Annotated in this window: 25 protein-coding genes; 14 read left to right on the forward strand and 11 right to left on the reverse strand. The window is 72.9% G+C overall.

Going from position 1 to position 26,355, the window contains the following annotated elements:
* Positions 1-24: 24 nt before the first annotated feature.
* From MOX02_RS18720 to MOX02_RS18735, 4 genes are all read right to left on the reverse strand, one after another.
* Positions 25-1,539: an aspartate ammonia-lyase gene (locus MOX02_RS18720; protein ID WP_147027316.1), complete on the reverse strand. Its 1,515-nt coding sequence runs from the start codon at positions 1,537-1,539 to the stop codon at positions 25-27.
* 86 nt (positions 1,540-1,625) lie between these two features.
* Positions 1,626-2,471, reverse strand: a complete 846-nt coding sequence (locus MOX02_RS18725) for an ABC transporter substrate-binding protein (protein WP_147027317.1) — start codon at positions 2,469-2,471, stop codon at positions 1,626-1,628.
* Positions 2,444-3,169: an ATP-binding cassette domain-containing protein gene (locus MOX02_RS18730; RefSeq protein WP_147027318.1), complete on the reverse strand. Its 726-nt coding sequence runs from the start codon at positions 3,167-3,169 to the stop codon at positions 2,444-2,446. Before MOX02_RS18730 ends, MOX02_RS18725 begins: the two co-directional genes overlap by 28 nt.
* Positions 3,166-3,861: an ABC transporter permease gene (locus tag MOX02_RS18735; RefSeq protein WP_147027319.1), complete on the reverse strand. Its 696-nt coding sequence runs from the start codon at positions 3,859-3,861 to the stop codon at positions 3,166-3,168. The genes MOX02_RS18730 and MOX02_RS18735 overlap by 4 nt, the downstream gene beginning before the upstream one ends.
* 71 nt (positions 3,862-3,932) lie before the next feature.
* Between MOX02_RS18735 and MOX02_RS18740 the strand changes: the two genes are divergently transcribed.
* On the forward strand, positions 3,933-4,934 hold the full coding sequence (locus tag MOX02_RS18740) for a helix-turn-helix transcriptional regulator (protein WP_147027320.1): 1,002 nt from the start codon (positions 3,933-3,935) through the stop codon (positions 4,932-4,934).
* Between the two features lie 6 nt (positions 4,935-4,940).
* On the opposite strand, the gene MOX02_RS18745 is transcribed toward MOX02_RS18740, so the two are convergent.
* The 4 genes from MOX02_RS18745 to MOX02_RS18760 are packed head-to-tail and all read right to left on the reverse strand — an operon-like array spanning position 4,941 to position 9,841.
* A complete protein-coding gene (locus MOX02_RS18745) occupies positions 4,941-6,194 on the reverse strand; it encodes a molybdopterin molybdotransferase MoeA (protein ID WP_147027321.1) in 1,254 nt (417 codons plus the stop codon).
* A complete protein-coding gene (gene mobB, locus MOX02_RS18750) occupies positions 6,178-6,717 on the reverse strand; it encodes a molybdopterin-guanine dinucleotide biosynthesis protein B (protein WP_147027349.1) in 540 nt (179 codons plus the stop codon). The genes MOX02_RS18745 and mobB overlap by 17 nt, the downstream gene beginning before the upstream one ends.
* Before the next feature lie 14 nt (positions 6,718-6,731).
* The gene (locus tag MOX02_RS18755) at positions 6,732-8,729 is read right to left on the reverse strand and encodes a molybdopterin biosynthesis protein (RefSeq protein WP_147027322.1); all 1,998 of its coding nucleotides are present in this window, start codon (positions 8,727-8,729) and stop codon (positions 6,732-6,734) included.
* A complete protein-coding gene (locus MOX02_RS18760; RefSeq protein WP_147027323.1) occupies positions 8,726-9,841 on the reverse strand; it encodes a molybdopterin-binding protein in 1,116 nt (371 codons plus the stop codon). Before MOX02_RS18760 ends, MOX02_RS18755 begins: the two co-directional genes overlap by 4 nt.
* Before the next feature lie 147 nt (positions 9,842-9,988).
* Between MOX02_RS18760 and MOX02_RS18765 the strand changes: the two genes are divergently transcribed.
* Positions 9,989-11,275, forward strand: coding sequence for a c-type cytochrome (locus MOX02_RS18765; protein WP_238179438.1), 1,287 nt, complete (start codon positions 9,989-9,991; stop codon positions 11,273-11,275).
* Positions 11,276-11,321: 46 nt separating this feature from the next.
* Here MOX02_RS18765 and MOX02_RS18770 read toward each other — a convergent pair whose 3' ends face one another.
* A complete protein-coding gene (locus MOX02_RS18770; protein ID WP_147027350.1) occupies positions 11,322-13,319 on the reverse strand; it encodes a 4Fe-4S binding protein in 1,998 nt (665 codons plus the stop codon).
* Between the two features lie 144 nt (positions 13,320-13,463).
* Between MOX02_RS18770 and MOX02_RS18775 the strand changes: the two genes are divergently transcribed.
* The 12 genes from MOX02_RS18775 (at position 13,464) to MOX02_RS18830 (ending at position 23,625) form a co-directional block, all read left to right on the forward strand.
* Positions 13,464-14,234, forward strand: coding sequence for a biotin/lipoate--protein ligase family protein (locus MOX02_RS18775; protein WP_238179439.1), 771 nt, complete (start codon positions 13,464-13,466; stop codon positions 14,232-14,234).
* Positions 14,231-14,791 (forward strand): DUF6505 family protein, encoded by a 561-nt coding sequence (locus MOX02_RS18780; protein ID WP_147027325.1) that lies wholly within the window; start codon positions 14,231-14,233, stop codon positions 14,789-14,791. Before MOX02_RS18775 ends, MOX02_RS18780 begins: the two co-directional genes overlap by 4 nt.
* Complete coding sequence (locus MOX02_RS18785) at positions 14,788-15,792, forward strand: DUF6352 family protein (RefSeq protein WP_147027326.1); 1,005 nt, start codon at positions 14,788-14,790, stop codon at positions 15,790-15,792. Before MOX02_RS18780 ends, MOX02_RS18785 begins: the two co-directional genes overlap by 4 nt.
* Before the next feature lie 17 nt (positions 15,793-15,809).
* Positions 15,810-16,319: a DUF3305 domain-containing protein gene (locus tag MOX02_RS18790; protein ID WP_147027327.1), complete on the forward strand. Its 510-nt coding sequence runs from the start codon at positions 15,810-15,812 to the stop codon at positions 16,317-16,319.
* Positions 16,316-17,011: a DUF3306 domain-containing protein gene (locus MOX02_RS18795; RefSeq protein WP_147027328.1), complete on the forward strand. Its 696-nt coding sequence runs from the start codon at positions 16,316-16,318 to the stop codon at positions 17,009-17,011. Before MOX02_RS18790 ends, MOX02_RS18795 begins: the two co-directional genes overlap by 4 nt.
* 95 nt (positions 17,012-17,106) lie before the next feature.
* Positions 17,107-17,739, forward strand: coding sequence for a TorD/DmsD family molecular chaperone (locus MOX02_RS18800; RefSeq protein ID WP_147027329.1), 633 nt, complete (start codon positions 17,107-17,109; stop codon positions 17,737-17,739).
* A 78-nt stretch (positions 17,740-17,817) separates the two neighbouring features.
* Positions 17,818-18,036, forward strand: coding sequence for a formate dehydrogenase (locus MOX02_RS18805; protein WP_147027330.1), 219 nt, complete (start codon positions 17,818-17,820; stop codon positions 18,034-18,036).
* Between the two features lie 7 nt (positions 18,037-18,043).
* Positions 18,044-20,986 (forward strand): formate dehydrogenase subunit alpha, encoded by a 2,943-nt coding sequence (locus tag MOX02_RS18810; RefSeq protein WP_147027331.1) that lies wholly within the window; start codon positions 18,044-18,046, stop codon positions 20,984-20,986.
* A gap of 15 nt (positions 20,987-21,001) precedes the next feature.
* Positions 21,002-21,598 carry a formate dehydrogenase FDH3 subunit beta gene (fdh3B, locus tag MOX02_RS18815; RefSeq protein ID WP_109891549.1) on the forward strand — a complete coding sequence of 199 codons (597 nt, stop codon included), beginning with the start codon at positions 21,002-21,004 and terminating at the stop codon, positions 21,596-21,598.
* A gap of 52 nt (positions 21,599-21,650) precedes the next feature.
* Entirely contained in the window at positions 21,651-22,688 is a 1,038-nt protein-coding gene (locus tag MOX02_RS18820; protein ID WP_147027332.1) for a formate dehydrogenase subunit gamma, read from the forward strand.
* A gap of 50 nt (positions 22,689-22,738) precedes the next feature.
* Positions 22,739-22,960, forward strand: coding sequence for a hypothetical protein (locus MOX02_RS18825; RefSeq protein WP_147027333.1), 222 nt, complete (start codon positions 22,739-22,741; stop codon positions 22,958-22,960).
* A 53-nt stretch (positions 22,961-23,013) separates the two neighbouring features.
* Entirely contained in the window at positions 23,014-23,625 is a 612-nt protein-coding gene (locus tag MOX02_RS18830; RefSeq protein ID WP_238179920.1) for a hypothetical protein, read from the forward strand.
* A gap of 16 nt (positions 23,626-23,641) precedes the next feature.
* On the opposite strand, the gene MOX02_RS18835 is transcribed toward MOX02_RS18830, so the two are convergent.
* Both MOX02_RS18835 and MOX02_RS18840 read right to left on the reverse strand, forming a co-directional pair.
* Entirely contained in the window at positions 23,642-25,165 is a 1,524-nt protein-coding gene (locus MOX02_RS18835; RefSeq protein ID WP_147027334.1) for a glucosamine inositolphosphorylceramide transferase family protein, read from the reverse strand.
* The gene (locus tag MOX02_RS18840; protein ID WP_147027335.1) at positions 25,162-26,346 is read right to left on the reverse strand and encodes an acyltransferase family protein; all 1,185 of its coding nucleotides are present in this window, start codon (positions 26,344-26,346) and stop codon (positions 25,162-25,164) included. Before MOX02_RS18840 ends, MOX02_RS18835 begins: the two co-directional genes overlap by 4 nt.
* Positions 26,347-26,355 lie beyond the last annotated feature (9 nt).

Raw genomic sequence — 26,355 nt, forward strand, 5'->3', positions numbered from 1 at the left:
CCCCGAACGGGAGAGGTGGGCACCTCACACGGGCTTCGTCACCTTGCGTCCGCGCGAGGGCCGCGTCATCGCCTCGAGCTCCAGGAGCTCGTGGAGCTGCTCGTCCGTGAGCAGACCCTCCTCCAGCACGAGGTCGGCCACCGGGCGGTTCTCGGCCAACGCGCGCCGGGCGACGCGCGAGCAGGTCTCGTAGCCGAGCGCCGGCACCAGGGCGGTGACGAGGCCGATGCTGCCGTGGACGAGGCTTCGGCAGCGCTCGCGGTCGGCCTCGATGCCCTCGACGCAGCGGCGGGTCAGGGTCTCGACGCCGGCCGTGAGCATCCGGATCGACGAGAGAACGCAGTAGCCGATGGTCGGCTCGAAGGCGTTGAGCTGGAGCTGGCCGCCCTCGGCGCAGAGCGTCACGGTGAGATCCTGCCCGATCACCAGGAAGGCCACCTGGTTCACGACCTCCGGGATCACCGGGTTGACCTTGCCGGGCATGATCGACGAGCCCGCCTGGACCGGCGGCAGGCGGATCTCGCCGAAGCCCGTGCGCGGGCCCGACGAGAGCAGTCGCAGGTCGTTGCAGAGCTTCGAGAGCTTCACGGCGACGCGCTTCAAGACGCCCGAGAACAGAACGAAGGCGCCGAGGTCCGAGGTCGCCTCGATCAGGTTCGAGGCGAGGATCATCGGCTGCCCGGCGGCGCGCGACAGTTCCTCGACGGCGAGAGCCGCGTAGCGCGGGTCGGCGTTGATGCCGGTGCCGATGGCGGTGGCCCCGAGATTGACCTCGCGGAACAGCCCGACGATCTCGGTGATCCGGGCCACGTCCTCCTTGATCGTGGTGTGGAAGCTGTCGAACTCCTGGCCGAGCGTCATCGGCACCGCGTCCTGGAGCTGCGTACGGCCCATCTTGAGGACGTCGGCGAACTCCACCGCCTTGCCCTTGCAGGCGTAGGCGAGGTCGTCGAGGGCGCGCACCAGCGGCTCGGTGGCGAAGATGACGGCGAGCCGCAGCGCCGTCGGGTACGCATCGTTCGTCGACTGCGCCATGTTGACGTCGTCGTTCGGATGGAGCGCCGCGTAGTCGCCGAGCGGCCGGCCCATGAGCCGGAGGGCGACGTTCGCGATCACCTCGTTCGCGTTCATGTTGGTCGAGGTGCCGGCCCCGCCCTGGATCGCGTCGACCACGAAGGATTCGGCGTATTCCTTCTCGCTCGCGACGAGGGCGCAGGCCCGCTCGATCGCGTCGGCCTTCTCGGGCGCCAGGTAGCCGAGGCGCCGGTTCGCCCGGGCCGCCGCCTGCTTCACCAGGGCGAGCGCCCGGACGAGCTCGGGAAAGTGCCCCACCGGCACGCCGGTGATCGGGAAGTTCGCCACCGCCCGCTTGGTGTGGATGCCCCAGAGCGCGTCCGCCGGCACGTCGGCGTAGCCGAGGAGGTCGTGCTCGGAGCGGGTGCGCGAGCCCTCCATTTCGACGGTGCGCACGGTCGAGACCGCGAGGTTGTCCGGCATCCCGGGCGTCTGCGCGCCCGGCGCTCCCGCTTCCGTGTCCATCGGGTCCTCCGGGTCGAGTCAGGGCCGGGCGAGAAGCCTAACAGACCCGGAGGCGCGTCGCAGGGATCAGGCCAGGGTGCGGCCGATCACGATTTGCCGGGCTCGGCGTTCGGGAAGAAGAGCTGCTCGCCCTCGATCTTGTAGTCGGCGATGGTGCGCTGGCCCTCCGGCGAGACCAGCCAGTCGATGAAGGCCTGCCCCTCCTTGGCCTTCACCTGCGGGTGCTTCTCGGGATTCACCAGCATCACGCCGTACTGGTTGAACAGGCGCTTGTCGCCCTGCACGAGGATCGCGAGGTCGCCGCGGTTCTTGAAGGACAGCCAGGTGCCGCGGTCGGCGAGGATGTAGGCGTTGGCCGCCGAGGCTGTGTTGAGCGCCGGGCCCATGCCCTGGCCGACATCCTTGTACCACCCGCCCTTGGCCGCGACGGGGTCGATCCCGGCGTCCTTCCAGTAGCGCAGCTCCGCCGCGTGGGTGCCCGAGCGGTCGCCGCGGGACACGAACGGCGCCTTGGCGGCCGCGATCCTGGCGAATGCCGCCGTCACGTCGGAGCCCTTGGCGCCGGCCGGGTCGGCCTTGGGGCCGATCACCACGAAGTCGTTGTACATCACGGCGTGGCGCTTGGTGCCGAAGCCCTCGGCAACGAACTTCTCCTCCGCGGCCTTGTCGTGGACGAAGACCACGTCGGCGTCGCCGCGGCGGCCGACGTCGAGCGCCTGCCCGGTGCCGAGGGCCACCACCTTCACGCCGATGCCGGTCTTCTCCGTGAACGTCGGCAGCAGGTGCTTGAACAGCCCGGACTGCTCGGTCGAGGTGGTCGAGGCCACGGTGATCGTGCTCTGCGGCTCGGCCGAGGCCGGTCCGGACAGCGCGGACCCGGCGAGCAGGGCCGTGAGCCCGAGGCTCAGGAGGCTGCGGCGAAGGATGTCCATGGGAGTTCTCCCTTGAGATAGGCGCGGGCTTCCGCGGTGCGGGGGTGGAAGAGAACCTGACGGGTCGGCCCGTGCTCGACGGCGCGGCCGGCGTCGAGGACGACCACGTCGTCGGCGAGGCGCGCGACCTGGCCGAGATTGTGCGAGACGATGAGGATCTTGGTGCCGCCACCGGCCATCTCGGCGACGAGCGCCTCGAGCGCCTCGGTCGCCGCAGGATCGAGGCTCGCGGTCGGCTCGTCGAGGAGCAGGAGCTGCGGCTCCGTGGCCCAGGCCCGGGCGAGGGCGAGGCGCTGCTGCTCGCCGCCCGAGAGCTTGGTTGCCGGATCGCCCGCCCGCCCGCGCAGGCCGACGCGGGCCAGGGCGCGCTCGATGCGGCTGGTCCGCTCCCGCCGGCTCAGGGCCAGCGGCTCGAGGGCGAGGGCGACGTTGCGGGAGACGCTGGCGCGCACCAGGGCCGGCCGCTGGAACACGAAGGCGCGGCGGGCCGAGCCGTCCGCGCCGATCCGGATCGTGCCCTCGCTCGGGGTGAGCAGGCCGTCGATCAGGCGCAGCGTGACGCTCTTGCCCGCCCCGTTCGGGCCGATCAGGGCGGTGATGCCGGGCTCCGCGATCGTCGCCTCCAGGCAGTCGAGGATGGTCTTGCCGGGGACGCGATAGGCGAGCCGCTCCAGGCGGATCGGCAGGGCGGGGCTCATCCGTAGGCCCTTGCCGCGTAGGCGCGCAGGAGCGAGGCCGCCATGCTCACCAGGATCACCAGCCCGATCAGGACGAGGCCGAGGGCGAGCGCCAGGGCGAGGTCGCCCTTCTGGGTCTCCAGCGAGATCGCCGTCGTCATGGTGCGGGTGAAGCCGTCGATGTTGCCGCCGACCACGAGTACGGCGCCGATCTCCGAGATCGCCCGGCCGAAGGCGGCGAGCACCGCCGTGAGGAGGGAGAAGCGCACGTCGAAGATCAGGATCCCCGCCCGCCGCCACGCGGACAGGCGCAGCGAGCGCAGCTGCTCGCCGAGATGCGCCTCGGCATCCGCGACGATCTGGCGGGTCAGCGCCGCGATCAGGGGCGTCACGAGCACGCTCTGGGCCGCCACCATCGCGGCCGGCGTGAACAGGATGCCGAGTGGGCCGAGCGGGCCGGAGCGCGAGAGCAGCAGGTAGACCACGAGGCCGACGATCACGGGCGGCAGGCCCATCGCGGCGTTGAGCAGGCCGACCGCGCCCGAGCGTCCGGGAAAGCGGGAGACGGCGACGAGCGACCCGAGCGGGATGCCGACGAGGCAGCCGATCAGCACCGCCGAGAGGCTGACCCGCAGGGAGAGCCACGCGATGGCGAAGACCTCGCGGTCAAGGCTCGCGAGACGCGAGAACGTGTCGGACAGGGTCTCGTGCATCGGCGGTGCTGCGCGCTCCGCCTCCTCATGGTAACGGGAGCAGCGCAAATTCAATAGGAAAGCGCTTGCATATGTCGGCCGAGCTGCGCCTTGCGGGCACCCTCGACCTCGGGCACGGCTCCGTGCCCCTCGACGCGGCGTTCGCGCTCCTCGACGCGCTCGCCCGCGAGCGCTCGGTCCAGGGCACCGCTCGGCGGCTCGGCGTCTCCTACCGTTCCGCCTGGGGACGGATCGCGGCCGTCGAGGCCGCTTGCGGGCAGCCGGTCGCCCTCAAGACGAAGGGGCACGGCTCGGTCCTGACGCCGTTCGGCGAGGCGTTGCGCGCCGCGCTCGCCGAGACCTTCGCGGCGACCGATGGGGTGATCTCTGCCGCGCGAGGGCGCCTCGACGGCCGGCTCGCCGTGCTCCTCGCCCCGGCGCCGGCTCGCCTGCGCCTCGCTCTGAGCCACGACACCCTCCTCTCGGCCGTCGCCAGAACTTGCCCGGGCATCGATGTCAGCGTCGCGGGGAGCGCCGAGGCGCTGGCGAAGCTCGCCTCCGGCGCGGTCGACGGAGCCGGCTTCCACTTCGGCGAGCGCGCGCCCCGGCCGGGCTCTCCCTTCGCGGCGGTGTTCGCCGAGGCGGAGATCCGCGTCGTGCCCCTGTTCCTGCGCGAGCAGGGCCTGATGTTCGCCCGCGGCAACCCGCTCGGACTCGGAGGGGTCGCCGACATCGCGGCGCGGCGGGCGCGCTTCGTGAACCGCCAGCGGGGCGCCGGAACGCGGCTCTGGTTCGAGCGCCTGTGCGCCGAGGCCGGCGTGCGGCCCGAGGCCGTCCCGGGCTTCGACACGGAGGAGTTCACGCACCAGGCGGTCGCCGCCATCATCGCGTCGGGGGCGGCCGATGTCGGCATGGGCACCCGCGCCGTCGCCGCCCGGTTCGACCTCGAATTCCTGCCGCTCGGGGAGGAGACGTATTTCCTGGCGACGCGCTCGGGCGCGCAGCACCCGGCCCTGGAGGGATTCGTCGGCGCGGTCCGGGCGCAGGCGCGGCACGAGATCGGCTACGCCCCGGCCGAGACGGCGCCGATCTGAGTGTCCTTACAGGAGCGTCGCGTGCGGGTGGAACAGGATCGTGTCGCCGTCCGAGACCCCGCGTGACTCGTCGGCGAGCTCCGCGAGGCCGTCGCTCCCGGTGAGGGAAGTGATCACCCCGGCGCCGTCCCGGGGATACTTCACGGCTTCGACGCTTCCGTCCGCGGCCCGCCGCAGGCTGACGCGCACGAATTCGCGCCGGCCCGTCTTCTTGCGGTAGGCGAAGGCCGCGCGCACCGGCACGCCGAGGGGCCGCGCGTATGTTCCGCCGCCGAGGCGCGCGAGGAGCGGGCGCACCACGAAGAGCAGCGTCACGTAGACCGCAACCGGGTTGCCGGGCAGCCCGCAGAACGGCGTCCCGCCGATCACGCCCATCGCCACCGGGCGTCCCGGCTTGATCGCGAGGCGCCAGAAGACGAGGCGCCCCGCCGCCTCGACGGCCGCCTTCACGTGGTCCTCCTCGCCGGTCGAGACGCCGCCCGACGTCAGGATGAGGTCGTGGCCGGCCGCCGCCTCCGCGAGGCGCTCGGCGAGGCAGCGGGCCTCGTCGCGCAGGATGCCGAGGTCGCTCACGTCCACGCCGAGGCGCCGGAGGAGCGCGCCGAGCATCACGCGGTTCGAATCGTGGATGGCGCCGGGGCGCAGCGGCCCGCCCGGCTCACCGAGCTCGTCGCCGGTCGAGAACAGCGCGACGCGAAGACGGCGGCGCACCCGGATCCGGCCATGCCCCGTCGCCGCCGCGAGCGCCAGGTTCTGGGGCGCGAGGCGCTGTCCGGCGGGGATCGCGACGGCGCCGCGGCCCAGATCTTCGCCGGCCGGACGGGCGTTGGCGCCGCGCTTGAGCCCGGCCGGCAGCAGGACCGCCTCGCCCTCGATCCGGACGTCCTCCTGCATGAAGACGGTGTCGGCGTCGTCCGGCATCGGCGCGCCCGTGAAGATGCGCACGGCCGCGCCCCGCGCCGAGACCCCCTCCGCCGAGGCGCCCGCGGCGAGGCGCCCGCGCGAGGGGAGACAGGTGTCGCCGTCCGGCGCGAGGTCGTCGAAGCGGACCGCGTAGCCGTCCACAGCCGAGTTGCGGAACGGCGGCAGGTCGATCAGCGCGACCACGTCCTCGGCAGCGATCCGGCCGTCCGCCTCGGCGAGCGCGATCGTCTCGCATTCCTCGACCGGCGGCAGGCGCTCCGCGATGAGGCCGAGCGCGTCCTCGATCGTCATGAGCGGGCCGCCGAAGGCGAAGCAGTCGTCAGTCAGCTGCGCCATGGGATTCCAGCCTCTCCAGAACCTCGCCGATCGGCTCGGACAGCCCGACGACGAGGTCCGCGATGGCGGCGACGTCGTCGAGGTCGGCCACCGGCCGGCCAGCCTCCGGGAAGGGCGCGTCGCTCGCGACCGCGACGATACGGGGATCCTGCGGGTGCAGCGGCGCCCGCCCGTTCGCGGCCCGGTGGACTTCGAGCTTCGGGTGGCTCTCGCGCTTGAAGCCCTCCACGAGGACGATATCGCACGGGGAGAGGCGCCGGAGCAGGTCGGCCAGGCTCGCCTCCGGCGCGTCGCCGAGCTCGTGGATCTGCGCCCAGCGCCGGGCCGAGGAGATGATCACCTCGCTCGCCCCGACCTCCCGGTGGACGAAGGAATCCTTGCCCGGCCGGTCGATCTCGAAGGCGTGGTGGGCGTGCTTCAGGGTCGCGACGCGCAGGCCCCGGCCGGTGAGCGCCGGGATCAGCTTGGCGAGCAGCGTCGTCTTGCCGGCGCCGCTCCAGCCCGCGAGCCCGATCACGCGCATGCCCGTCCCGACCATCACGCCGCCTCGCCCGGCGCGAAGCCGAGCTCCGTCAGGGCCTGCAGAGTGGCGGGCTCCGCCATGAGCGCGAGGAAGGCCGCGAGGGCGGGCTCCTGCGCCCGGTCGGTCCGGTAGGCGAGGTCGTAATGCTCCTCGGTGAGCGGCAGGAAGCCGAGCCCGTAGGCGCGCGCCACGCTCTCGATCGCCACGCCCCAGTCGGCCCGCCCCTGCGCCACGGCGGCCGCCACGGCGTTGTGCGAGCGCGGCTGGTTCCAGTAGCCGGCAGGGCGTGCGCCCTTGATCAGCCCGTCGACGAGGAGGCGGGTGCCGGATCCGGTGTTGCGGTTGACCATCACGGCATCGGGCTCCTCGGCGAGGGCGGCGACGGCCTCCTCGGGTGAGCGGCGCTCGAAGCGGGCGTCGCCGGCACGGAAGACCACGCCCTGCATCCGCCGCCAGCCGGGCGCGAGGGTCATGCCCGGCGCCAGGAACGGCGCGTTGTAGCGCCCGCTCGCCGGGTCGAGGAGGTGCATGGCGGCGAGGTCGCACTCGCCGCGCTTGAGGGCGGCGAGCCCGCCCGCGGAGCCGACCCAGACGGTGCGCGCGCGCAATCCCCGCTCGGCCAGGAGACCGACGATCCGGTCGAGCCCGAGGCAGTGGCTGCCGACGATGGTGAGGTCCGGCGGCTTCACGCCCGCTCCGAGGCGGGTCACCGTCACGGTCTCGCCGGCCTCCAGCCCGGCCCGGTTCGCCGGGACCGGGAAGAACCCGTCGGCCTGCGAGAAGGCGGTGACCGAGCCGGACCCCTTCGGGAGCGGCAGCGCCACGAGGCCGTCGCCCGCGCCGTCGCGCGCGAGCGAGGCCATCACGAACTCCATCCGGCCGATCTCGGAGGCGAGGCGCTGCGGCACGCGCGCCTCGACGCTCGTCTCCTCCCGTGGCGGCAGGCCGGCGAGCGCCCGCACCAGCGGGACGACGAACTCGTGGAACGTGAACATCGCGGAGGTGGGGAAGCCTGGCAGCACGACGATCGCCTTGTCCCCGACGGCCGCGAGGCAGAGCGGCTTGCCGGGCTTGAGGGCGACGCCGTGGACGAGGATGCCGGGCGCGCCGAGCCGCGACAGGATGCGGTGCGAGACGTCGCCCGCCCCCTTCGAGGTGCCGCCCGAGAGCACCACGAGGTCGGCCTCTTCGAGGCTCCGGCGTATCGCCTCCGCGAGGCGCTCCTCGTCGTCCGGCACGATGCCGCCGGGCCGCGCGACGCCGCCGTTCTCGGCCACCGAGGCCGCGACGATGGCGCCGTTCGAATCGTAGATCCCGGCGGGCTTCAGCGGCTCGCCCGGCGCGACGAGCTCGTCGCCCGTGGAGAGCACGGCGACGCGGGGCCGGCGCACCGCCGGCACCTCGCTCAGGCCGCAGGCGGCCAGCATCCCGATCTCGCGGGCAGTGACCCGCACGCCCCGGCGGAGCACGGTCTCGCCGAGCGCCATGTCGGCGCCCGCGTAGCCCACGAACTGGCCGGGCGTCGCCGCGCGAGCGATCTCGATCGCCGGCTCCGCCGCGCCGCCGACGGCTTCCGTCGCCTCGACCATGACGACCGCGTCGGCCCCGCGCGGGATGACGCCGCCGGTGGCGATCGGCGTGGCGGTGCCGGGCGTGACTGCGATGGCCGGCGCCGTGCCGCAGGCCAGGATCTCCCCGTTGAGGACGAGGCGCGCCGGGCTGCCCTCTCGCGCGCCCTCGGTGTCCGCCGCGCGCACGGCGAAGCCGTCGACGAGCGACCGGTCGAACGGGGGCACGTCGATCGGCGAGGCGACGTCCCGAGCGAGCACCCGCCCGAGAGCCTCGGCGAGCGGCACCGGCTCGGCCGGCAGGGCGACGTGCGGCACCGCCGCGCGGAAGCGTTCGGCCGCCTCCTCGCGGGAGAGCACGCTCAGGAATTGCTCCTGGCGCGCGACCTGCGCCAGGCGTTCCAGGAACGCGGCTCGGGTCTCGCTCTGCGACGCGTCACTCACAGCGGCATGATCTCGACAGGGGTCCCCTCCGCGTAGCCCTCCCGATCCGGGGGCACGAGGATCGCGCCTCGTGCCAGGAGAAGGCGGTGCAGGGCAAGCTCGGCGGAGCCGAGCGGCTCCACGCCGTCCGCCGCCTCGGCGACGAAGACGATCTCGCTGAGGCCGATCACCGACGAGACCTTGCGGCGCAGACGCGCGGGGCGCGGGGGCTCGGGCGCCTCGCCGGTGAGCGCCGAGAGCAGCGGACGGGCGAGGGCCAGGAAGGCGGCGAGCATCGCGTCGGGCGCGCCGGGCAGAAGCAGGACGGACCGGCCCTCGACCCGGCCGAAGCCGGCGCTCTCGCCCGGGCGCAGGGCGATGCCGTGCGCCGCGAGGCTGCCGGCCCGCGCGAGCGCGGCGGCGGCGCGATCCTCCCGCCCGAGGCCGGTCGCGCCGACGACGAGGGTGAGGTCCGCCGCGCTCCCGCCGAGAGCTGCGGCCAGGGCGTCCTCGCCGCCCGCGACATCCGCCACATCCGACACCGCGCCGCCGGCCCGCGCGACGAGGCCGGCGAGCGTCGCCGCGCGGGCCTCTGCCGAGGCGCGCCGCTCAGGGCCTGAGAGCAGGATCGCCACCTCAGGCACGCGCACGGTCACGCGCTCCAGACCCGCCAGTGCCAGCACGTCGAGGGACCGGATGCGGGTGCCCGCCGCGACGATGCGGCTGCCGGCGGCGAGATCGTCCCCCCCCTCCCGCACGCCCTCGCCGGTCGGCGCGTCCGCCACGATCTCCGCGAGCGGGCCGGCCGCCTCGACGCCTTCCGCCGGCAGCACGGTGTCGGCGTCCGCGGGCAGAGGGTCGCCGGCCTCGACCCAGGCAGGCGGTGCCGCGAGCGGGGCGGGCGCATAGGGCGAGGCGCCGACGATGTCCGCCCCGCGCACGGCCCAGCCGTCGCGGAGCGCGATGCGCCGCGCCGGTTTCGGCCCCTCTGCGAGGATGTCGGCCGCGGCGACCCGCCCGATCGACTCGCGCGGCTCGACGGCGCGCGAGGGGACCGGCGCGACGCCGGCCAGCAGGAGGCCGAGCGCCTCCGCGAGCGGCATCAGGGCCGTCGAGGCCGTGCGCGTGTTCATGGTCGCGTGGTCATGTCCGCGTCGGGTCGGTCCCTCACGTCGCCGATCGCGGGTCCGCGATCAAGGCCCTGCGCCGATCGGGCACGGACGACAGGCGCGCCGCCCGCGTCTATGGTCGCGCACTCCGCAGCCCGCCGCGATGCCGCCGTGAGACCGACCGCCCCCCTTCTCGCCCTGACGCTCCTCCTCTGCACCCTCGCGGGCGGGGCCGAGGCGCAATTGCGCGGCCACGGCGGCCCGGTCCGCGCGCTCTCGGTGACGGCCGACGGGCGCGGCGCGGTCTCGGGCAGCTTCGACCAGTCGGCGATCCTGTGGTCGATCGAAGAGGGCACCGCCCGGCAGGTCCTGCGCGTCCACGAGGGCGCGGTGAACGCCGTCCTGGCGCTGCCGGATGGAGGGGCGGTCACGGGCGGCGAGGAAGGGCGGATCGCCCTGTGGCGGCCGGGCGGGACGCGGCCCGCCGCGACTTTCGCCGAGCACCAGGGCCCGATCGTGGCGCTCGCGCTCTCGCCGGACGGGACGCGGCTCGCCTCGGCCTCCTGGGACGGCACGGCGCGCCTGCGCCCGCTCGCCGGCGGCGAGGCGCAGGTGTTCGAGGGTCACAAGGGCAACGTGAACGGCGTCGCCTTCACGCGCGACGGGCGCCTCGTCACGGCGGGCTACGACGCCACCCTGCGGATCTGGCCCCTCGACGGGTCGGACGCGGTCCGGATCGTCACGCTGCCGACGCCGCTCAACACCGTGGCGGTCGCCCCGGACGGCGAGATCGTGGCGGGCGGCGCGGACAGCAGCGTCCGCCTGTTCTCGCCCGACGGCGCGGAGCGCGCGGTCATCGAGATCGGCCCGAGCCCCGTCATCGCCCTCGCGCTCTCGCCGGACGGCGGCCGGGTCGCCGCGGCGACGGTGGCCGGCTCTGTCTCGGTGATCGACCGGAAGGCGGGGAAGCCCCTGTTCAACCTCGTCGGCCCGGGCCTGCCGGTCTGGTCGCTCGCCTTCCGGTCCGACGCCGAACTCGTCACCGGCGGCGGCGACCGGCTGATCCGCCGCTGGGACATGCGGACCGGTCAGCCGATTGGCATGCTGGCGATGGCCCGCCCGCACGACGACCTCGCGGCCTACGCGGGCGACCGCGGCGCGGAGGTGTTCCGGGCCTGCGCGGCCTGCCACAGCCTCACGCCGGACGGCGGCAACCGGGCCGGCCCGACGCTCAGCGGCGTGTTCGGACGGCGCATCGCGACAGCCGAGGGCTACAACTTCTCGGATGCTCTGAAGAAGCTCGACATCGTCTGGAACGCGGAGACCATCGCCAAGCTGTTCGAGGTGGGGCCCGCCCGCTACACGCCCGGCACCAAGATGCCCGAGCAGACGGTCGGCAGCGCCGCCGACCGCGAGGCGCTGGTGCGCTTCCTGGAGAAGGCGACGCAGGCGCATTGAGGCGCGGGAGCGGCCCGAGCCCCCGCGCCGTAGACCACCGGCCTTCCTAGACCGTCTGCCCGTTCCGCTCCGCGCGCTCGCGCAGGTAATCCTCGCCGGTGCGCGGCCGGGCCCGCTCGGGGCCGGCGTGCGGGTCGAAGCCCTCGTTGAGGGCGGCCTCGACGCGGCAATCCTCACACATCATCAGGGAGCGCACGCGCGCCTCGCCGGCCGCGCCCGCGAACATCCAGTGGTTGCCCCGCAGCTTCTCGATGATGCGCTCGATGGTGCTGCGCGTGCCGAAGCCCTTGCCGCAGGCGATGCAGTCGAAGGGCTCCTCCTCCTTCACGATCCGGCGCGGCTCAGCCCAGGCGGCGAAGTCGATGCGCGGCGCGAGCGTGATCACGTCCTCCGGGCAGGTCGCGGCGCAGAGGCCGCACTGGACGCAGAGGCTCTCCTCGAAGGCGAGGAGCGGGCGGTCGGCGCTGTCGGAGAGCGCGTGCGTCGGGCAGGCCCCGACGCAGGCGAGGCAGAGCGTGCAGGCCTCGGTGCGGAAATCGAGGCCGCCGAAGGGCGCGCCCGCCGCGAGCGGCACTGCGGCGACCGGAGCCGGCGCGGCGACCTGCAGCTCGCGGAAGCTCGTGCGCAGCACGCCGCGCCTGTCGCCGGCCGGCATGAACCGGGCCGGGTTCGGCGCGGGCGTGCCGCGGGCGCCGGCGCGGAGGGCCTCACCGAGCAGGTCCGGGTCGTCCGTCTCGATCGTCGCGACGAGGCCGGCGCCCTCGGGGTCGTAGCCGAGGCCCCGCAGGACGGTGTTCGTCAGGTCGAGGGTGCGGTGGAGGCTCCCCAGGTCGTGCTTCGGCCGCGCGCGCAGGAGGAGGCGGGCCCCCACGGCGCCGTAGGCGAAGAGCGCCGCGAAGACCTCGGCGCCGAGCTGCGTCACCTCGTTCACCCGCACCGGCAGGACGTTGGCGGGCAGGCCCTCGCCGTGACGCGAGAGCGCGTGGATCAGGGGCTCGCCGTGCTCGCCGTCGTGGAACAGCACCACCGGATCGGATCCCCCGGCCGCCGCGTAGGCGCCCATCAGCGTGCGCAGGCGCCGCATCAGGGATTCGACCGGCGGCAGCGCGTAGGAGGCCGCACCGGTGGGGCAGAGGGCGGCGCAGGAGCCGCAGCCCGCGCAGACGTGAGGGTCGATGGCGACGTGGTCACCGTTCGGGCTGATGGCGCCCGTGGGGCAGACCTCGAGGCAGCGGGTGCAGCCGGTGATGCGCGAGCGTGAATGCGCGCAGAGATCCGCCTTGAACTCGATGAAGCGGGGCTTGTCGAAGGTTCCGACGAGGTGGGACGCCTCGAACAGCATTGCCTCGACCGCCCGCGGGTCGCGCGGGTCCGCCCGCAGGTAGCCGCTGCGGGTCTCGTGCGCGGGGAAGAGCGGCACGCCGCCCGTGAGGTCGATCACGAGGTCGCAGGTCGAGCTCGCGCCGTCGCGCGCCGGCCCGAAGACCAGGGCGCTCCGGGAGGAGGGGGCCGGCAGGGCGTAATCGTCGATGCGCAGCGCGAAGGCGCCGAGATGCCCGGTCGCCGCCGTGATGGTGCCCCGGAGCACGGGGAAGTCGGCCCGCAGGGGCGGAGCCACGGCCTCGGGGCGCGTCAGCAGCACGGTGATGTCGAGGTGGTCGGCGAGGCGACGCGCCGCCTCGATCGCGGTCTCGTCGCGCCCGTAGACGAGCGCGACGCCAGAACTCTCCATCGTGACGATCGGCGAATCCGGCTGCGCCTCGGCCGCCGCGGCGATGAGCGCCGCCATCTTGGGGCCCGCCGCCGGCCCGTCCGCCGACCAGCCCGCCGTCTCGCGGATGTTGGCGAAGGCGACGCGGCCCTCGGCGCCCGCCTCCTCGGCGATCTCCTCGAACAGCGGGGCCTGCAACGTGCAGGCGACCGTGACGGGCGCGTCCCCGGCGAGCGCGCGCCGGTAGCGGTCGAGGTCGCGCCCGCAGAGCTGGTCCGCGGTGGAAAGCGTGCCGCCGCAGCCCCTGGCGAGGGCGGCGCCGTCGAGCGACATCGTCTTCTCGCAGGAACAGGCGATCACCGAACGGTCGGACACTGTGTCATCCCCAAAAGCGGAGGTCCGTGGCCTCCACGCGCTTGCAGCCGCTTCTTATACTCGAATAGGTCCAAACTGCGATTCAGGAGATGGGCGCAAGGCTTGCGCGACGCCACGATGACGAACCATGCCGCGATGTCACAGGGGAGGGCGCTCGACCTGCCGCCCCTGTTCTCCGTGATCGCCGCCGGCGGGGGCTCGGGCGCGCACGTCGAGGCGTGCCGGCTGGCCTCGCCGGAGGCGGCGGGCACGATCGTGCACGGGCTCGACGGCGACTGTCCCGCCTTCGCTGTGGTGCTGGCGCCGGACGAGCCGCTGGCGAGCGCCCGGCGCGCCTTCCTCGCCGGGATGGTGGCGTTCGGCGAGGCGCTCGGCGCCCACGCGCCGCCGGAGCGGGCGGTCCGCTTCGCGTGGCCCGACGCGGTCCTCTTCAACGAGGCGCGGATCGGCGGCGCCCGCCTCGCCTGGCCGGAGCACTGCGCCGAGGACGAGACGCCGGCCTGGCTCGTCTTCTCCGTCACGCTGATCGCCTCGAAACGCTGGGCCGGCGATCCGGGCCTCACCCCGGAGACCACCTCGCTGGAGGAGGAGGGCTTCGAGATCGCTGATCGCGGCGTCCTCGTGGAGAGCTTCGCGCGCTACCTGATGCGGGCCTTCGAGACGTGGAACGGGCAGGGCTTCGAGACCTTCGCGCAGCTCTTCTCCGACCGTCTCATCCCCGCCCTGTCGGGTGCTCCGCAGCGCGTCGACGTGACGGGCGACCTGCTGACGGAGGACGCGGCCGCACCGGGCGGCGCCCGGCGTGATAGCCTCGCCGCCGGTCTCGCCGCGCCGACGTGGCTCGACCCCGCCACCGGGAGGCCCCGCCTGTGAGCCCGCTCAAGCTGCCGCGCACCCTGCGGCTCGACCCGTCCGACACGTTCGTGTTCGCGCAGGCCGCCGAGCCCGGCGAGTGGGCGGTGACGGGCTCGTTCCTGTTCCTCGACGCGGAGCCGGACGCGCTCTCCCCGAAGGAGCGGGCGGCCTTCCGCTCCGGCTTCCTCGGCGTCGCCTCGTTCGGCTTCTCGACGCTGGTCGTCGTCAGCGAGGCCACCGAGTCCGAGCGCGCGGAGGCGGTCGCGGCACTGGCGCGCCACATCCTCGACGAGCTCGGCGCGCCGGACCCCGAGGCGGCCCGCGCCGCCGCCGAGGAGGAGATCGCGGTGGCGGCCTCCCTGTGCGGGCCGCCGGTCGGCACGGTGATCGCGCTCGCCCGCAGCCTGGAGGCCGGCGCGCTGAAGGAGCGCTTCCGGACGCTGCAGCGGCGCGAGGCGATGCCCGGTGCCGACCGGCTGCACGCACAGGCCCGCGCCTTCACCTTCGTCGAGACGGACGACGAGCCCGACGAGAGCGTCGACCTCGTCGGGCTGATGGGGACGGGCCCGCGATGACCGAGTTCTGGGTATCGAGCGGCCACCATCTCGCCGGCCGCACGGAGGCCGGCGGTCTCGCGGTGACGGACGCGCTGCTGCTCGCCTATCTCGCCCGGCCGGAGCTGGTGCCGCCGCCCGAGGCCTGCTCTGCCGAGCGGGCGCTCCACGCCGCCCTCCTGGCAGACCCGCGCCGGCCCGTGAGGCCGGCCGAGCTTCGGGCGCTCGCCGACCCGGACGCCGTGGAGAACTGGGAGGTCATCCTCGGCTTCCGCGACCGGCTCCTGAAGGCCCGCTCCATCGAGGCGGCCTATCTCGACCTCGTGCGCGGGGGCACGGCCGGCACGCCCGGGCTGTTCCTCAACCAGCTCGTCCACCTGATCCTACGCAACGCGCTCGACGGCTGCGACGACCCCTACACGCTGCGCGCCGCCGAGCTGTTCTTCCGGCCCCAGCGCGTCTCGCTCTCCGGCGAGTCGACGCTCCTGGCGGACGCCGAGATCATCGAGGCGCGGGAGGCGGGCGCCTCGGCCTCGCCGCTCATGGCGATGTTCGAGGCGGAGCCGGCCTCCGAGCTCGACGTGATGACGGACGAGAACGCCTGGACCTACTGGAGCCGGTCGGACGCCTTCACGATGGCGCTCAACGTTTCGGCCAATCCGCGGAGCCGCGAGGGGCTCGCCCGTGCGATCGAGGCGTGGCTGCGCCACCTCCTCGCGCTGGAGACCCGCGTCGAGCCGCTCGCCCGCATCGAGGACCGGGACTGGCGCTGGTTCGTCGGTCTGGACGCCGAAGCGACGCGCATCGGCAACGCGCTGTGGCGGGGCGAGGCGGTGGACCCCGAGGCCCAGACCCGGGTCATCGCCCTGTTCCGCATGACGATCCCCGACACGGCGCGGGTGGAGCGGACGGTCGCCGGACACCCTATCTATCTCCTGCTGGCGATGGGGCCGGACAAGCGCGTGGTCCTGAAGCCCCAGAACCTCGTGGCCGGCCTGCCGCTCGCCGGCAGGGCGGCCTGAACCCCGCGGGAGGCTTCGTGATCCAGGATCGGTTCTCGGTCGGCGTGATCGTGGCGCGCAGGAAGCTGAAGAGCCCCTGGGCCGACCACCAGTGGCTGCCCGTCGGCGCGCTGCCGGACGTGCCGGCAACCGCGCCCTGGACGCGGCTCGGCGGCGGTCCCGCGGAGGAGACGTTCTACGCGGGCGCCCACGAGGTCGGCCTGCACATCAGCGAGACGGGCCATTACCGGGACAACCTCGTCTCCGGGCGCCCCGCGCTCTGGGTGGCCCTGCGGCACGTCGGCGGCGACGCCTACGAGATCGCCACCGTCACGGCCGACCCGTACGAGGGCGAGGCCCTGGCAGAGGGCATCGGCGAGATCGTCGAGGCGGTGCCGATGCCGGAGCCGGTGCAGGCTGTGGTCGCCGCCTTCGTCGAGGCTTTCCACATCGAGCGCAGCTTCGAGAAGCGCAAGCGCGACCGCGCCGACCCGGAGGCCCTGGCCCGCCGCGGCATCGTTGGCCCGCGCGGAGGAGGCTCGGAATGAGCGGCTCGGATTTCCTCGCCCGCTGGTCGCGCCGCAAGCGCGAGGCGCTGGCGCCCGAGGCGAGGCCGGAGCACGCGCCCGAGCCCGCGCCGCAGGCGGTACCCGGTCCGGCCGAGGCGGAGGCTGAGGCCGCGCTCACCGAGGAGGAGATTGCCGCGCTCCCCTCCCTCGACACGCTGACGGCGGGCACGGACCTCGCACCCTTCCTGCGCAAGGGGGTGCCGGTCCTTCTCCGCAACGCCGCCCTGCGGCGCATGTGGTCCCTCGACCCGGCGATCCGCGACTACGTCAGCGAGGCGCGGGAATACGCCTACGACTGGAACGTCGCCGGCGGCGTCCCCGGCACGGGCCCGCTCTTACCGGGCGACGACGTCAAGGCCATGGTCGGCCGCATCTTCGGGGACGTCCCGGACGCCGAGGCCGATCCGTCACCCGAGCCGTCCGCGGAACTGGCGGCAAGCGAGGACGCCGGCGCGCTGCCCGAGCCGGAGCCTTCCGCCACCGATTCGCAGCCGCTTCCCGAGGCGCCGGCCGCTCTGTCGACGCCGATCGCGGTTGCGGAGGTCGCCCAGCCCGAGTTGCTCCACGAGCACGCGCAAGCCCCCGCGGCGCCCTCCGGCGACGCTTCCGTGAGACAGAATCCGGAATCTCTCACGCGGGTGCGACGCCATGGGGGTGCGATTCCGATTTGAACTGCTCAAAAGTGAGATTGCGGGCGCCTGGAACGCGTTTATAGTGTGCACAATGAATTCGGTCCGCGGGGGGCGCCTGCGGGTTGAGGAGCACGATGCTGTCGGGTGCGTTCGGTCGGAATGTTGCCGAAATGGGGGGCGGCGTGGCTGCGACGGTGGACGAGGTCGACCTGCTGCGCTCGCGCCAGTACGACCTTCTCGCCACGCTGCTCGGTCGCGTGCCTTGCGGCCGCGTGCTCGGGCAGATCTCCGGTCTCGACGGTGACGCGACGCCGCTCGGCCAGGCTCTCGGCCGGCTCGGCGCCGCGGCGCGCGAGGCGGAGCCGGCGGTGCTGGAGCGCGACCATTTCGAGACCTTCATCGGTGTCGGGCGCGGTCGCCTCCTGCCTTACGCGTCCTACTACCTCACCGGCTTCCTAAACGAGCGCCCGCTCGCCCGGGTGCGCGCCGATTTCGACGCCCTCGGGATCGAGCGCAGCGACGCGGTGAGCGAGCCGGAGGACCACGTGGCGATCCTGCTCGAAGTCATGGCGGCGCTGGCCTCCGGCCGGGTCGAGGCGGAGCCGGGCGTCGAGGCGCGGTTCTTCGCGCAGCATCTGCAGCCCTGGGCGGGGCGGTTCTTCGCGGATCTCGAGCGGGAAGCGGACACGGACTTTTACCGGGCGGTGGGCGCCCTCGGCCAGATCTTCCTGGAGATCGAGGCCGAAGCCTTCGCGCTCGACACCTGAGACTACGCGGGCGGCGCGGCCGGAACGGACCGGGCCGCGCCGGCGATGAGAACGAGAGACCAGTCGGGAGTGACGAGGATGGCTCAGGAGAAGAAGGGCGAGATCGGTCGCCGCCAGTTCTTCCGCACGCTCGGCGGCGGGACGGCCGTCGCGGCGGCGGGCCTCATCTCCCCCGTCTCGACGAACGAGGCGCAGGCCTACGATCCGGGCAGCGAGGAGACCAAGGCGCGGTACCGGGAGACCGACCACGTCAAGGCCTTCTACCGGACGAACGGCTACGAGACCCTGAAGAAGTGAGATCGCGATGCTGATCAAGCGCAAGAGCGGCGAGGCGAGCCGCACGAAACATCAGGCCATCGCCGCCGGTCTCGCCTCCGGCGTCCTCGACCGCCGCAGCTTCCTGCGGAAGTCCGGCCTCGCGGCGGGCGGCCTCGCCGCCGCCGGCACGATCCAGCTCGGCGCGGTGCGCAGGGCGCAGGCCGCGGGCTCGGCCGTGAGCGGCGACGCCGTGACCATCAAGAAGAACATCTGCACCCACTGCTCGGTGGGCTGCACGGTGACGGCCGAGGTGGTCAACGGCGTCTGGGTCGGCCAGGAGCCGTCCTACGCGAGCCCGATCAACCGCGGCACGCACTGCGCCAAGGGCGCGGCGATCCGCGAGCTCGTGCACGGCGAGCGCCGCCTCAAGTACCCGATGAAGCTCGTCGGCGGGCAGTGGACGAGGATCTCCTGGGACCAGGCGATCGACGAGATCGGCGACAAGGTCACCGCCATCCGCGAGAAGGCGGGCTCGGACAGCGTGTACTGGCTCGGCTCGGCCAAGTTCACGAACGAGGCGTCCTACCTGTTCCGCAAGCTCGGCGCCTTCTGGGGCACGAACTCGGTCGACCATCAGGCGCGCATCTGCCACTCGACCACGGTGGCGGGCGTGGCCAACACCTGGGGCTACGGCGCCCAGACCAACTCCTACAACGACATCCGGAACGCCAAGACCATGATCATCATGGGCGGCAACCCGGCCGAGGCGCACCCGATCTCCATGCAGCACGTGCTGTCGGGCAAGGAGATCAACCGCGCCAACATGATCGTCATCGATCCGCGCTTCACCCGCACGGCGGCGCACGCCACCGAGTACGTGCGCATCCGCTCGGGCACCGACATCCCAGTGATCTGGGGCATGCTCTGGCACATCTTCCAGAACGGCTGGGAGGACAAGGAATTCATCCGCCAGCGCGTCTACGCCATGGACGACGTGCGCAAGGAAGTCGCCAAGTGGACGCCCGACGAGGTCGAGCGCGTCACCGGCGTGCCGGGCGAGCAGCTCAAGCGCGTCGCCGAGATCTTCGCCAAGGAGAAGCCCTCGACGCTGATCTGGTGCATGGGCGCCACCCAGCACACGGTGGGCACGGCCAACGTGCGCGCCTTCTGCATCCTGTGCCTCGCCACCGGCAACGTCGGCAAGCCGGGCACCGGCGCCAACATCTTCCGCGGCCACACCAACGTGCAGGGGGCCACCGACCTCGGCCTCGATGTCACGACGCTGCCGCTCTACTACGGCCTCGTCGAGGGCGCCTGGAAGCACTGGGCCCGCGTCTGGGATGTCGAGTACGAGTGGCTGCAGTCCCGCTTCGACGAGATCCCGGCCAAGGGCGGCCGCAAGGCCCGCACCCGCAAGGAGAACATGGAGGCGCCGGGCATCACCTCGACGCGCTGGTTCGACGCGGTGAACCTTCCCGACGACCAGATCGACCAGAGGAGCCCCATCAAGGCGATGATGGTGTTCGGCCACGGCGGGAACACGGTCACCCGCCTGCCCGACGCCATCAAGGGCATGAACAAGCTTGAGCTCCTCGTGGTCGCGGACCCGCACCCGACCACCTTCGCGGCGCTCGACGCGCGGCAGGACAACACCTACCTGCTGCCGATCTGCACGACGCTGGAGTGCGACGGCTCGCGCACCGCGTCCAACCGCTCGATCCAGTGGGGCGAGACCATCGTGAAGCCGGCCTTCGAGTCGAAGACCGACTACGAGGTCATGTACCGGCTCGCGACGAAGCTCGGCTTCGGCGACAGGATGTTCAAGGGCATCGCGGTCGAGAACGGCCTGCCGGTGGCCGAAGACATCTTGCGCGAGATCAACCGCGGCGGCTGGTCGACGGGCTATTGCGGCCAGAGCCCGGAGCGCCTCAAGGCGCACATGAAGAACCAGCACAAGTTCGACCTCGTGACGCTGCGCGCGCCCAAGGACGATCCGGAGGTCGGCGGCGACTATTACGGCCTGCCCTGGCCCTGCTGGGGCAAGCCGGAGATCCGCCATCCGGGCTCGCACATCCTCTACAACACGAACCTCCACGTGAAGGACGGCGGCGGCTGCTTCCGCGCCCGCTTCGGCGTGGAGCGCAACGGCCAGACCTTGCTCGCCGAGGACTCGTTCAGCAAGGGCTCGGACCTCACCGACGGGTATCCCGAGTTCACGATGGGCGTCTTCAAGAAGCTCGGCTGGGACAAGGACCTGACCGCCGAGGAGATGGCCGTGATCACCAAGATCGGCGGCAACAACATCGACGCGGTGAGCTGGGCCACAGACCTCTCGGGCGGCATTCAGCGCGTCTGCCTCGACCACGGCGTGGTGCCCTACGGCAACGGCAAGGCGCGGGCGAATGCCTGGAACCTGCCCGACCCCGTGCCCGTGCACCGCGAGCCGATCTACACGCCGCGGCCCGACCTCGTGGCCAAGTACCCGACGCGGCCGGACGACCGCCAGTTCCGGATGCCGAACATCGGCTTCTCGGTGCAGAAGGCGGCCGTCGACCGGGAGGTCGCGAAGAACTTCCCGATCATCCTCACCTCGGGCCGCCTCGTCGAGTACGAGGGCGGCGGCGAGGAGACGCGCTCGAACCCGTGGCTCGCCGAGCTCCAGCAGGAGATGTTCGTCGAGATCAACACGAAGGACGCGGCCGACCGGGGCATCAAGGACGGCCAGTGGGTCTGGGTGTCCGGCCCCGAGGACGGCACGCAGGCGAAGGTCAAGGCGCTGGTCACCGACCGGGTCGGCAAGGGCGTGGCCTTCATGCCCTTCCACTTCTCCGGCTGGTACCAGGGCAAGGACATGCGTCAGTACTACCCGGCGGGCACCGACCCCGTGGTCCTCGGCGAGAGCGTGAACACAATTACCACCTACGGTTTCGATCCTGTCACCGGCATGCAGGAGCCGAAAGCCACCCTCTGTCAGATCCGGGCGGCGTAAGAGGACGACATCGCCATGGCACGCATGAAGTTTCTCTGCGACGCGGACCGCTGCATCGAGTGCAACGCCTGCGTCACCGCCTGCAAGAACGAGCACGAGGTGCCGTGGGGCATCAACCGCCGGCGCGTGGTGACGCTCAACGACGGCAAGCCGGGCGAGCGCTCGGTGTCGATGGCCTGCATGCACTGCACGGATGCGCCCTGCGCCTCCGTCTGCCCGGTCAACTGCTTCTACACCACGGCGGACGCCGTGGTGCTGCACTCGAAGGACCTCTGCATCGGCTGCGGCTACTGCTTCTATGCCTGCCCCTTCGGTGCGCCCCAGTACCCGCGCGTCGGCAACTTCGGCTCGCGCGGCAAGATGGACAAGTGCACCTACTGCGCCGGCGGCCCCGAGCCCGACCTCTCGACCATCGAGTACGAGAAGTACGGCTCGAACCGCCTCGCCGAGGGCAAGCTGCCGCTCTGCGCGGAGATGTGCTCGACGAAGGCGCTGCTCGCCGGCGACGGCGAGATGATCGCCCAGATCTACAAGGAGCGCGTGATCAAGCGCGGCTACGGCTCGGGCGCGTGGGGCTGGAAGACGGCCTACCGCGAGACCGTGGCGATCTGACCGGGCACGCCCGCTCAGGACGACAGCGCGAGGACGAGGGAAGGAACGGCTCATGCGGCGCGGTAGGACGCTGATCAGGACATTCGTCGCGGCGGCGATGCTGGCGGGCGTCGCGGGAGCGGGCGCGGGGCCCGCCCTCGCGCAGACGGCTCCGCCGACCACTGCGCCCACCACGGCCCCGAACCCGACCGCGGAATCGGTCAACGAGGACCTGCTCTTCAAGCAGGCGCCCACGATCGGCGGCCGCATCTCGATCCCCGACCAGAAGGCCGCCAACCTGATCCAGCCGCAGGGCCGGGAATGGCGCGGCTTCCACGAGACCTGGATGCCCTGGATCGGCGCCGCCGCCATCCTCGGCATGGTCGTGTTGCTGGCGCTGTTCTACTTCACGCGCGGCCGCATCCGCCTGGAGCACAGCGAGGAATCCGGTCGGAAGATCCTGCGCTTCAACGGCTTCGAGCGCTTCACCCACTGGATGACGGCGACCTGCTTCATCATCCTGGCGCTGTCGGGCCTCAACTACATCTTCGGCAAGCGCCTGTTGATGCCCGTGATCGGGCCGGACGCCTTCGCCACGCTCTCGCAATGGGCGAAGTACGCCCACGTCTACCTGGCGTGGCCCTTCATGCTCGGCATCATCTTCATGTTCGTGGTCTGGCTGAAGGACAACATCCCGAACCGCATCGATGTCGCCTGGATCAAGGCCGGCGGCGGCATAATCGGCGACAAGCATCCCCACGCCGAGCGCTTCAACGCCGGCCAGAAGGTGGTGTTCTGGATGGTGGCGGGCTTCGGCGCGGCCATGTCGGTGACCGGACTGGTCATGCTGTTCCCCTTCGCGGCCACCGACATCAACGGGATGCAGGTGATGCAGGGGATCCACTCGCTGATCGGCGTCGCCTTCATCGCCGCGATCCTCGCCCACATCTACATCGGCTCGCTCGGCATGGAGGGCGCCTACGACGCCATGGGCAGCGGCAAGGTCGATCTCGCCTGGGCGCGCGTGCACCACGACCTCTGGGTCGAGAAGGAGCAGGCCCGCACCGCGAGCGGCCCCCAATTGCGGGCCCATCAGGCGCCGGCCGAGTAACCGAGACAGGCATTCGCTATCCGGCGCGCGGCCGGGACCGGGAGACCACCATGAAAGCGTTCGCTGTCGCCGTCATCTGCGCCGTGGCGATCGGCATCGCCGCCTCGTACGTCCTGTCGACCAGCCAGCGCTACGCCTGGCAGGCCTTCTCGACCTCGTCCGCCCGGGTCTCGCACCCGGGCACGAACCTCGTCGGTCCGCGCTGGACCGGCGACGTGAAGGGTCCGCACGACGAGGTGGCGGGCGAGACCACGGCGCCGAAGCGGTCCTGACCCGCCCGCGCACCGTCACGAGAGCCGGGATCACGAGAGCCAAGAAGGGACGCATGACGATGAAGGCCCCCCACGTCGCCGCGCTCGCGGTCGCCGCGATCCTCGCTCCGGGCCTCGCCTTCGGGCAGGCCGGCACCGGCAAGCCGGCCAATCTCTGCCAGGAACTCGTGACCTTCGTGCACCCGCCGGCCCCCGCGCCGGCACCGGCGCCGGCCGCCGGCGGCCAGCCGACCCCCGCCGTCCAGGCGCCGTCCTCGGGCCAGCCCGGCGGCGGAGCCTCGGCGGCGGCCGGCGAGACCCAGCAGAAATCCGGTCTCAGCGGTCCCGTCACCCAGACGGGCCCCGGCGCGGCCGGTCCCCAGGGTGCGGCCCAGGCCGGGCAAGGTGCCGCCCAGCCCGCGCAAGGTGCCGCCCAACCCGGCGCGCAGGCCGAGGCGAAGCCCCCCGCCGCGCCGCCGCCCGCCGCTCCTGCCACCCCGGCGCCACCCCCGCCGCCGAAGCCGACGCCCGATATGATCGAGCGTGTCGACGCGGCCGCGCGCGACAACAACATCTCGGCCTGCCGCGACGCGGCGCGGCAGATGCGGGTCGCCGGCATTGCGATGCCCGCCCCGCTTCTGGCGCTCTCCGCGCTCGACCCGAAATTCTTCGAGGCGGCGCGCTGAGCCAGACCGCCCGGCGTCACATCACGACGTCGACCACCTCGTAGCCGTAGGCGAAGTTCAGCGTGTGCAGCCCGTAGCCGGGTAGCGGCGCCCGCGGCTCGATCGTGGTGATCCGGGTCTGGGCGTAGCCCTCGGGGGCGAGCCGCTCGACCGTGCAGAGGGAGAGCGCGCCGCCGTAGCTGCGCGAGCAGTCCTGCGCCGGCCGCCACAGCTTGCCGTCCATCTCGAACAGGTTGCCGGCCGGCCGCGCCGAGGTGGCGTCGATCAGGGCCGGCCCCGCCTGCGCCGGCGTCCAGGGACCGAGGATGTCAGGCGCCGTGAAGAGGCACAGGGTGTCGTTGCGCGAGCCCTGCCGCTCCCGCACGGCGGCGAACATCCACCAGACGCCGTCCTGCCGGTGCAGGGTGGAGTCCGAGGCGTCGAGCCCGTCCACGAGCACCGCCACCTTCTCCCAGATGTCGGGCAGGCGCACCGCCCGATACAGGCAGATCGTGCCGCTGTTGCAGCTTTCCGGGACCATGTAGGTCGCCCCCGCATGCTCCAGGACGTGCGGGTAGGAGAGGTGGTGCGCCTCCTCCAGCACCGGCCGCATCGCCGAGATGCGTCCGCTCTCGTCCAGCGTCCCGACCGAGATGATGCCCTTCTGGGTGTCGAACGGAAATTCCTCGACGAAGACGTAGGTCGTGCCCTCCGCCTGCAGGAGGAAGGGATCGGCGTAGAACCGGCGCCCGTCGTCCGGCAGGATCGTGTAGCCGGCCGGAGGCAGCCTCAGCGTGCGCGCGACGAGGTCCTCGTCGCGGGTGCGCCGGGCGCCGACGCGCCAGCGCGGAGCCTCGCGGCTGAGCTTCGTCAGGCTGCGCGCGACCTTCGCGCGGGCGGCCCGCGCCGCGAACGCGGCGAGATCGGTCGAGCCGGGGCGGCGCGGCGCGGGCGAGCCGGCCCCGGCACCGGAGGCCGCTCCTCCGTCCAGGGCGCGCAGGCACAGGCCGAGCAGGGCGCTGAAGACGTTGTTCAGCCGCTCCGTCAGGACGGGGCGCCCGGCAACCTCCGGCCGAGCCCGCTCGGGGCGGGCCGCCCCGTCGATCGTCAGGGTGAGGCCCGCCGGCTCCATCACCCGCTCCAGCAGCACGTCTTCGTCCGGGCTGCCGTCGAAGAGCGGGCGCAGCACCGGGGCGTCGCCCGCGCCGGCGCAGCCGGACAGGTCGAGCACGAGGTCGGCCGGGTCCGAGGTTCGCGCGAGCGGCCAGGCGCGCCGCATCGTCTCGGCGGGGATCGGCTCCGCCGCCTGCTCGCCCCTGAGCCGGAACACGAGGCGTTCGAGATCGAGCAGCAGGCCGAGGCCGCGGGGCATCGGCGCGCCCGCGGCCGAGAGATCGAGCGCGATCCGGTAGCGGCCGGTCGCGGCGATCTCGTCGACGAGCCAGAGGTGCCAGCGCCAGAGGCGGTTCGGGTCGAGGCGCACGGTCAGATCGGCGCGCGGCCGCGCGTCGGCGGCCGCCGCATCCACAGACCCGGCGGGATCGCCGTGCCGCGCGGTCACAGGGCCCCCCGGGTCAGCGCGCGGCCGGGCTCGTCGGAGCGCGGCGTTGCCGGCTCCGCGACGTGGGAGCCGAAGCGGCGGCGCAGGGCGAAGCACGGTCGCTCGACCAGCCGGTAGGACATCTCCGCGAAGAGGAAGGTGAGCGCCCAGCCGGCCGCCATCGCCGCGGCGAAGCGCCAGCCCGCACCGGGCACGAGCGCCTCGCCCGCGGCGAGCCCCGCGAGATGCCACAGGTAGAGCGAGTAGCTCAGGCGACCGAGATAGGTGGCGACAGGCATCTCCAGCGCGGCCTTGAGGCGCGACCAGCCGGGCGCGACGCTGCTCGCCAGGACGAGGGGAACCAGCGCGATCTCCTGGAGCGTGTAGCGGAGCGTCGCGCGGAACATCTCGTCCCGGATCAGCAGGGTCGCGAGGATGACGCCGAGCGCCGCCGCGACGAGGGCGGGCCGGGTGACGGCGGCGACGAAGCGCGCGCCGAACGGCGCGCGCCAGGCGAGGGCGGTCACGGCGCCGAACAGGATCGGGTCGATGCGGCACTCGGTGGCCATGCCCGTGTAGTCCACCGCGATCTCGGGATGCGTCGACGCGACCGCCGCGCGGATGGCCAGGGACAGCAGGCAGATGCCGAGCAGGACCGGGATGACGCGCGCGCCGCGCCGCAGCAGCGCGACCAGAAGGAGCGGGTAGAACAGATAGAAGTGCTCCTCGACGGCGAGCGACCAGAGTTGCCCGCCGATGCCCGCCATCAGCTCCTTGTGAAAGATGGCGAGGTAGTTGGCGAGGTAGGCCAGGGCGCCGAGCACGCCGAGCGGGTGCAGGACGTTGCCCTGCGCGGACCAGACGATGCCGGTGATCGCGATGAACACGACGAGGGGCGGATAGAGCCTCAGGAAGCGCCGCATGTAGAACGGCCCGATCGCGATGGTGCCGGTGCGCGTCCACTCGTCGATCAGCAGGCCGGTGATCAGGAAGCCGCTGATGAAGAAGAAGACCGTCACGCCGAACACGCCCGGGATCACGGATTGCAGCCCGGAATGGGAGGCCATGACGAGGAGGATGCTGACGGCACGCAGGCCGTCGAGGCCCGCGATCCGGCCCGGTGCGGCCGCGCCCGATCGGGCGCCGTGCCGAGCGGCGTCGGGCGGCCTGGTCGTCTCGCTCGTGTGGGGCGGTGCGCGCATCTGGGGTCA

This window comes from Methylobacterium oxalidis (assembly GCF_007992195.1).
GTDB classification, from domain to species: Bacteria; Pseudomonadota; Alphaproteobacteria; order Rhizobiales; family Beijerinckiaceae; genus Methylobacterium; species Methylobacterium oxalidis.

Excerpts from the sequence above, each read along its gene's own strand:
- MOX02_RS18760 (WP_147027323.1), bottom strand. The coding sequence starts at position 9,841 with ATGAACACGCGCACGGCCTCGACGGCCCTGATGCCGCTCGCGGAGGCG.
- MOX02_RS18745 (WP_147027321.1), bottom strand. The coding sequence starts at position 6,194 with ATGGCGCAGCTGACTGACGACTGCTTCGCCTTCGGCGGCCCGCTCATG.
- MOX02_RS18730 (WP_147027318.1), bottom strand. The coding sequence starts at position 3,169 with ATGAGCCCCGCCCTGCCGATCCGCCTGGAGCGGCTCGCCTATCGCGTC.
- MOX02_RS18725 (WP_147027317.1), bottom strand. The coding sequence starts at position 2,471 with ATGGACATCCTTCGCCGCAGCCTCCTGAGCCTCGGGCTCACGGCCCTG.
- MOX02_RS18800 (WP_147027329.1), top strand. The coding sequence starts at position 17,107 with ATGCTGTCGGGTGCGTTCGGTCGGAATGTTGCCGAAATGGGGGGCGGC.
- MOX02_RS18825 (WP_147027333.1), top strand. The coding sequence starts at position 22,739 with ATGAAAGCGTTCGCTGTCGCCGTCATCTGCGCCGTGGCGATCGGCATC.
- MOX02_RS18735 (WP_147027319.1), bottom strand. The coding sequence starts at position 3,861 with ATGCACGAGACCCTGTCCGACACGTTCTCGCGTCTCGCGAGCCTTGAC.
- MOX02_RS18785 (WP_147027326.1), top strand. The coding sequence starts at position 14,788 with ATGACCGAGTTCTGGGTATCGAGCGGCCACCATCTCGCCGGCCGCACG.
- mobB (WP_147027349.1), bottom strand. The coding sequence starts at position 6,717 with ATGCGCGTGATCGGGCTCGCGGGCTGGAGCGGCGCCGGCAAGACGACG.
- MOX02_RS18795 (WP_147027328.1), top strand. The coding sequence starts at position 16,316 with ATGAGCGGCTCGGATTTCCTCGCCCGCTGGTCGCGCCGCAAGCGCGAG.
- MOX02_RS18810 (WP_147027331.1), top strand. The coding sequence starts at position 18,044 with ATGCTGATCAAGCGCAAGAGCGGCGAGGCGAGCCGCACGAAACATCAG.
- MOX02_RS18820 (WP_147027332.1), top strand. The coding sequence starts at position 21,651 with ATGCGGCGCGGTAGGACGCTGATCAGGACATTCGTCGCGGCGGCGATG.
- fdh3B (WP_109891549.1), top strand. The coding sequence starts at position 21,002 with ATGGCACGCATGAAGTTTCTCTGCGACGCGGACCGCTGCATCGAGTGC.
- MOX02_RS18720 (WP_147027316.1), bottom strand. The coding sequence starts at position 1,539 with ATGGACACGGAAGCGGGAGCGCCGGGCGCGCAGACGCCCGGGATGCCG.
- MOX02_RS18770 (WP_147027350.1), bottom strand. The coding sequence starts at position 13,319 with ATGTCGCTCGACGGCGCCGCCCTCGCCAGGGGCTGCGGCGGCACGCTT.
- MOX02_RS18840 (WP_147027335.1), bottom strand. The coding sequence starts at position 26,346 with ATGCGCGCACCGCCCCACACGAGCGAGACGACCAGGCCGCCCGACGCC.
- MOX02_RS18740 (WP_147027320.1), top strand. The coding sequence starts at position 3,933 with ATGTCGGCCGAGCTGCGCCTTGCGGGCACCCTCGACCTCGGGCACGGC.
- MOX02_RS18830 (WP_238179920.1), top strand. The coding sequence starts at position 23,014 with ATGACGATGAAGGCCCCCCACGTCGCCGCGCTCGCGGTCGCCGCGATC.
- MOX02_RS18805 (WP_147027330.1), top strand. The coding sequence starts at position 17,818 with ATGGCTCAGGAGAAGAAGGGCGAGATCGGTCGCCGCCAGTTCTTCCGC.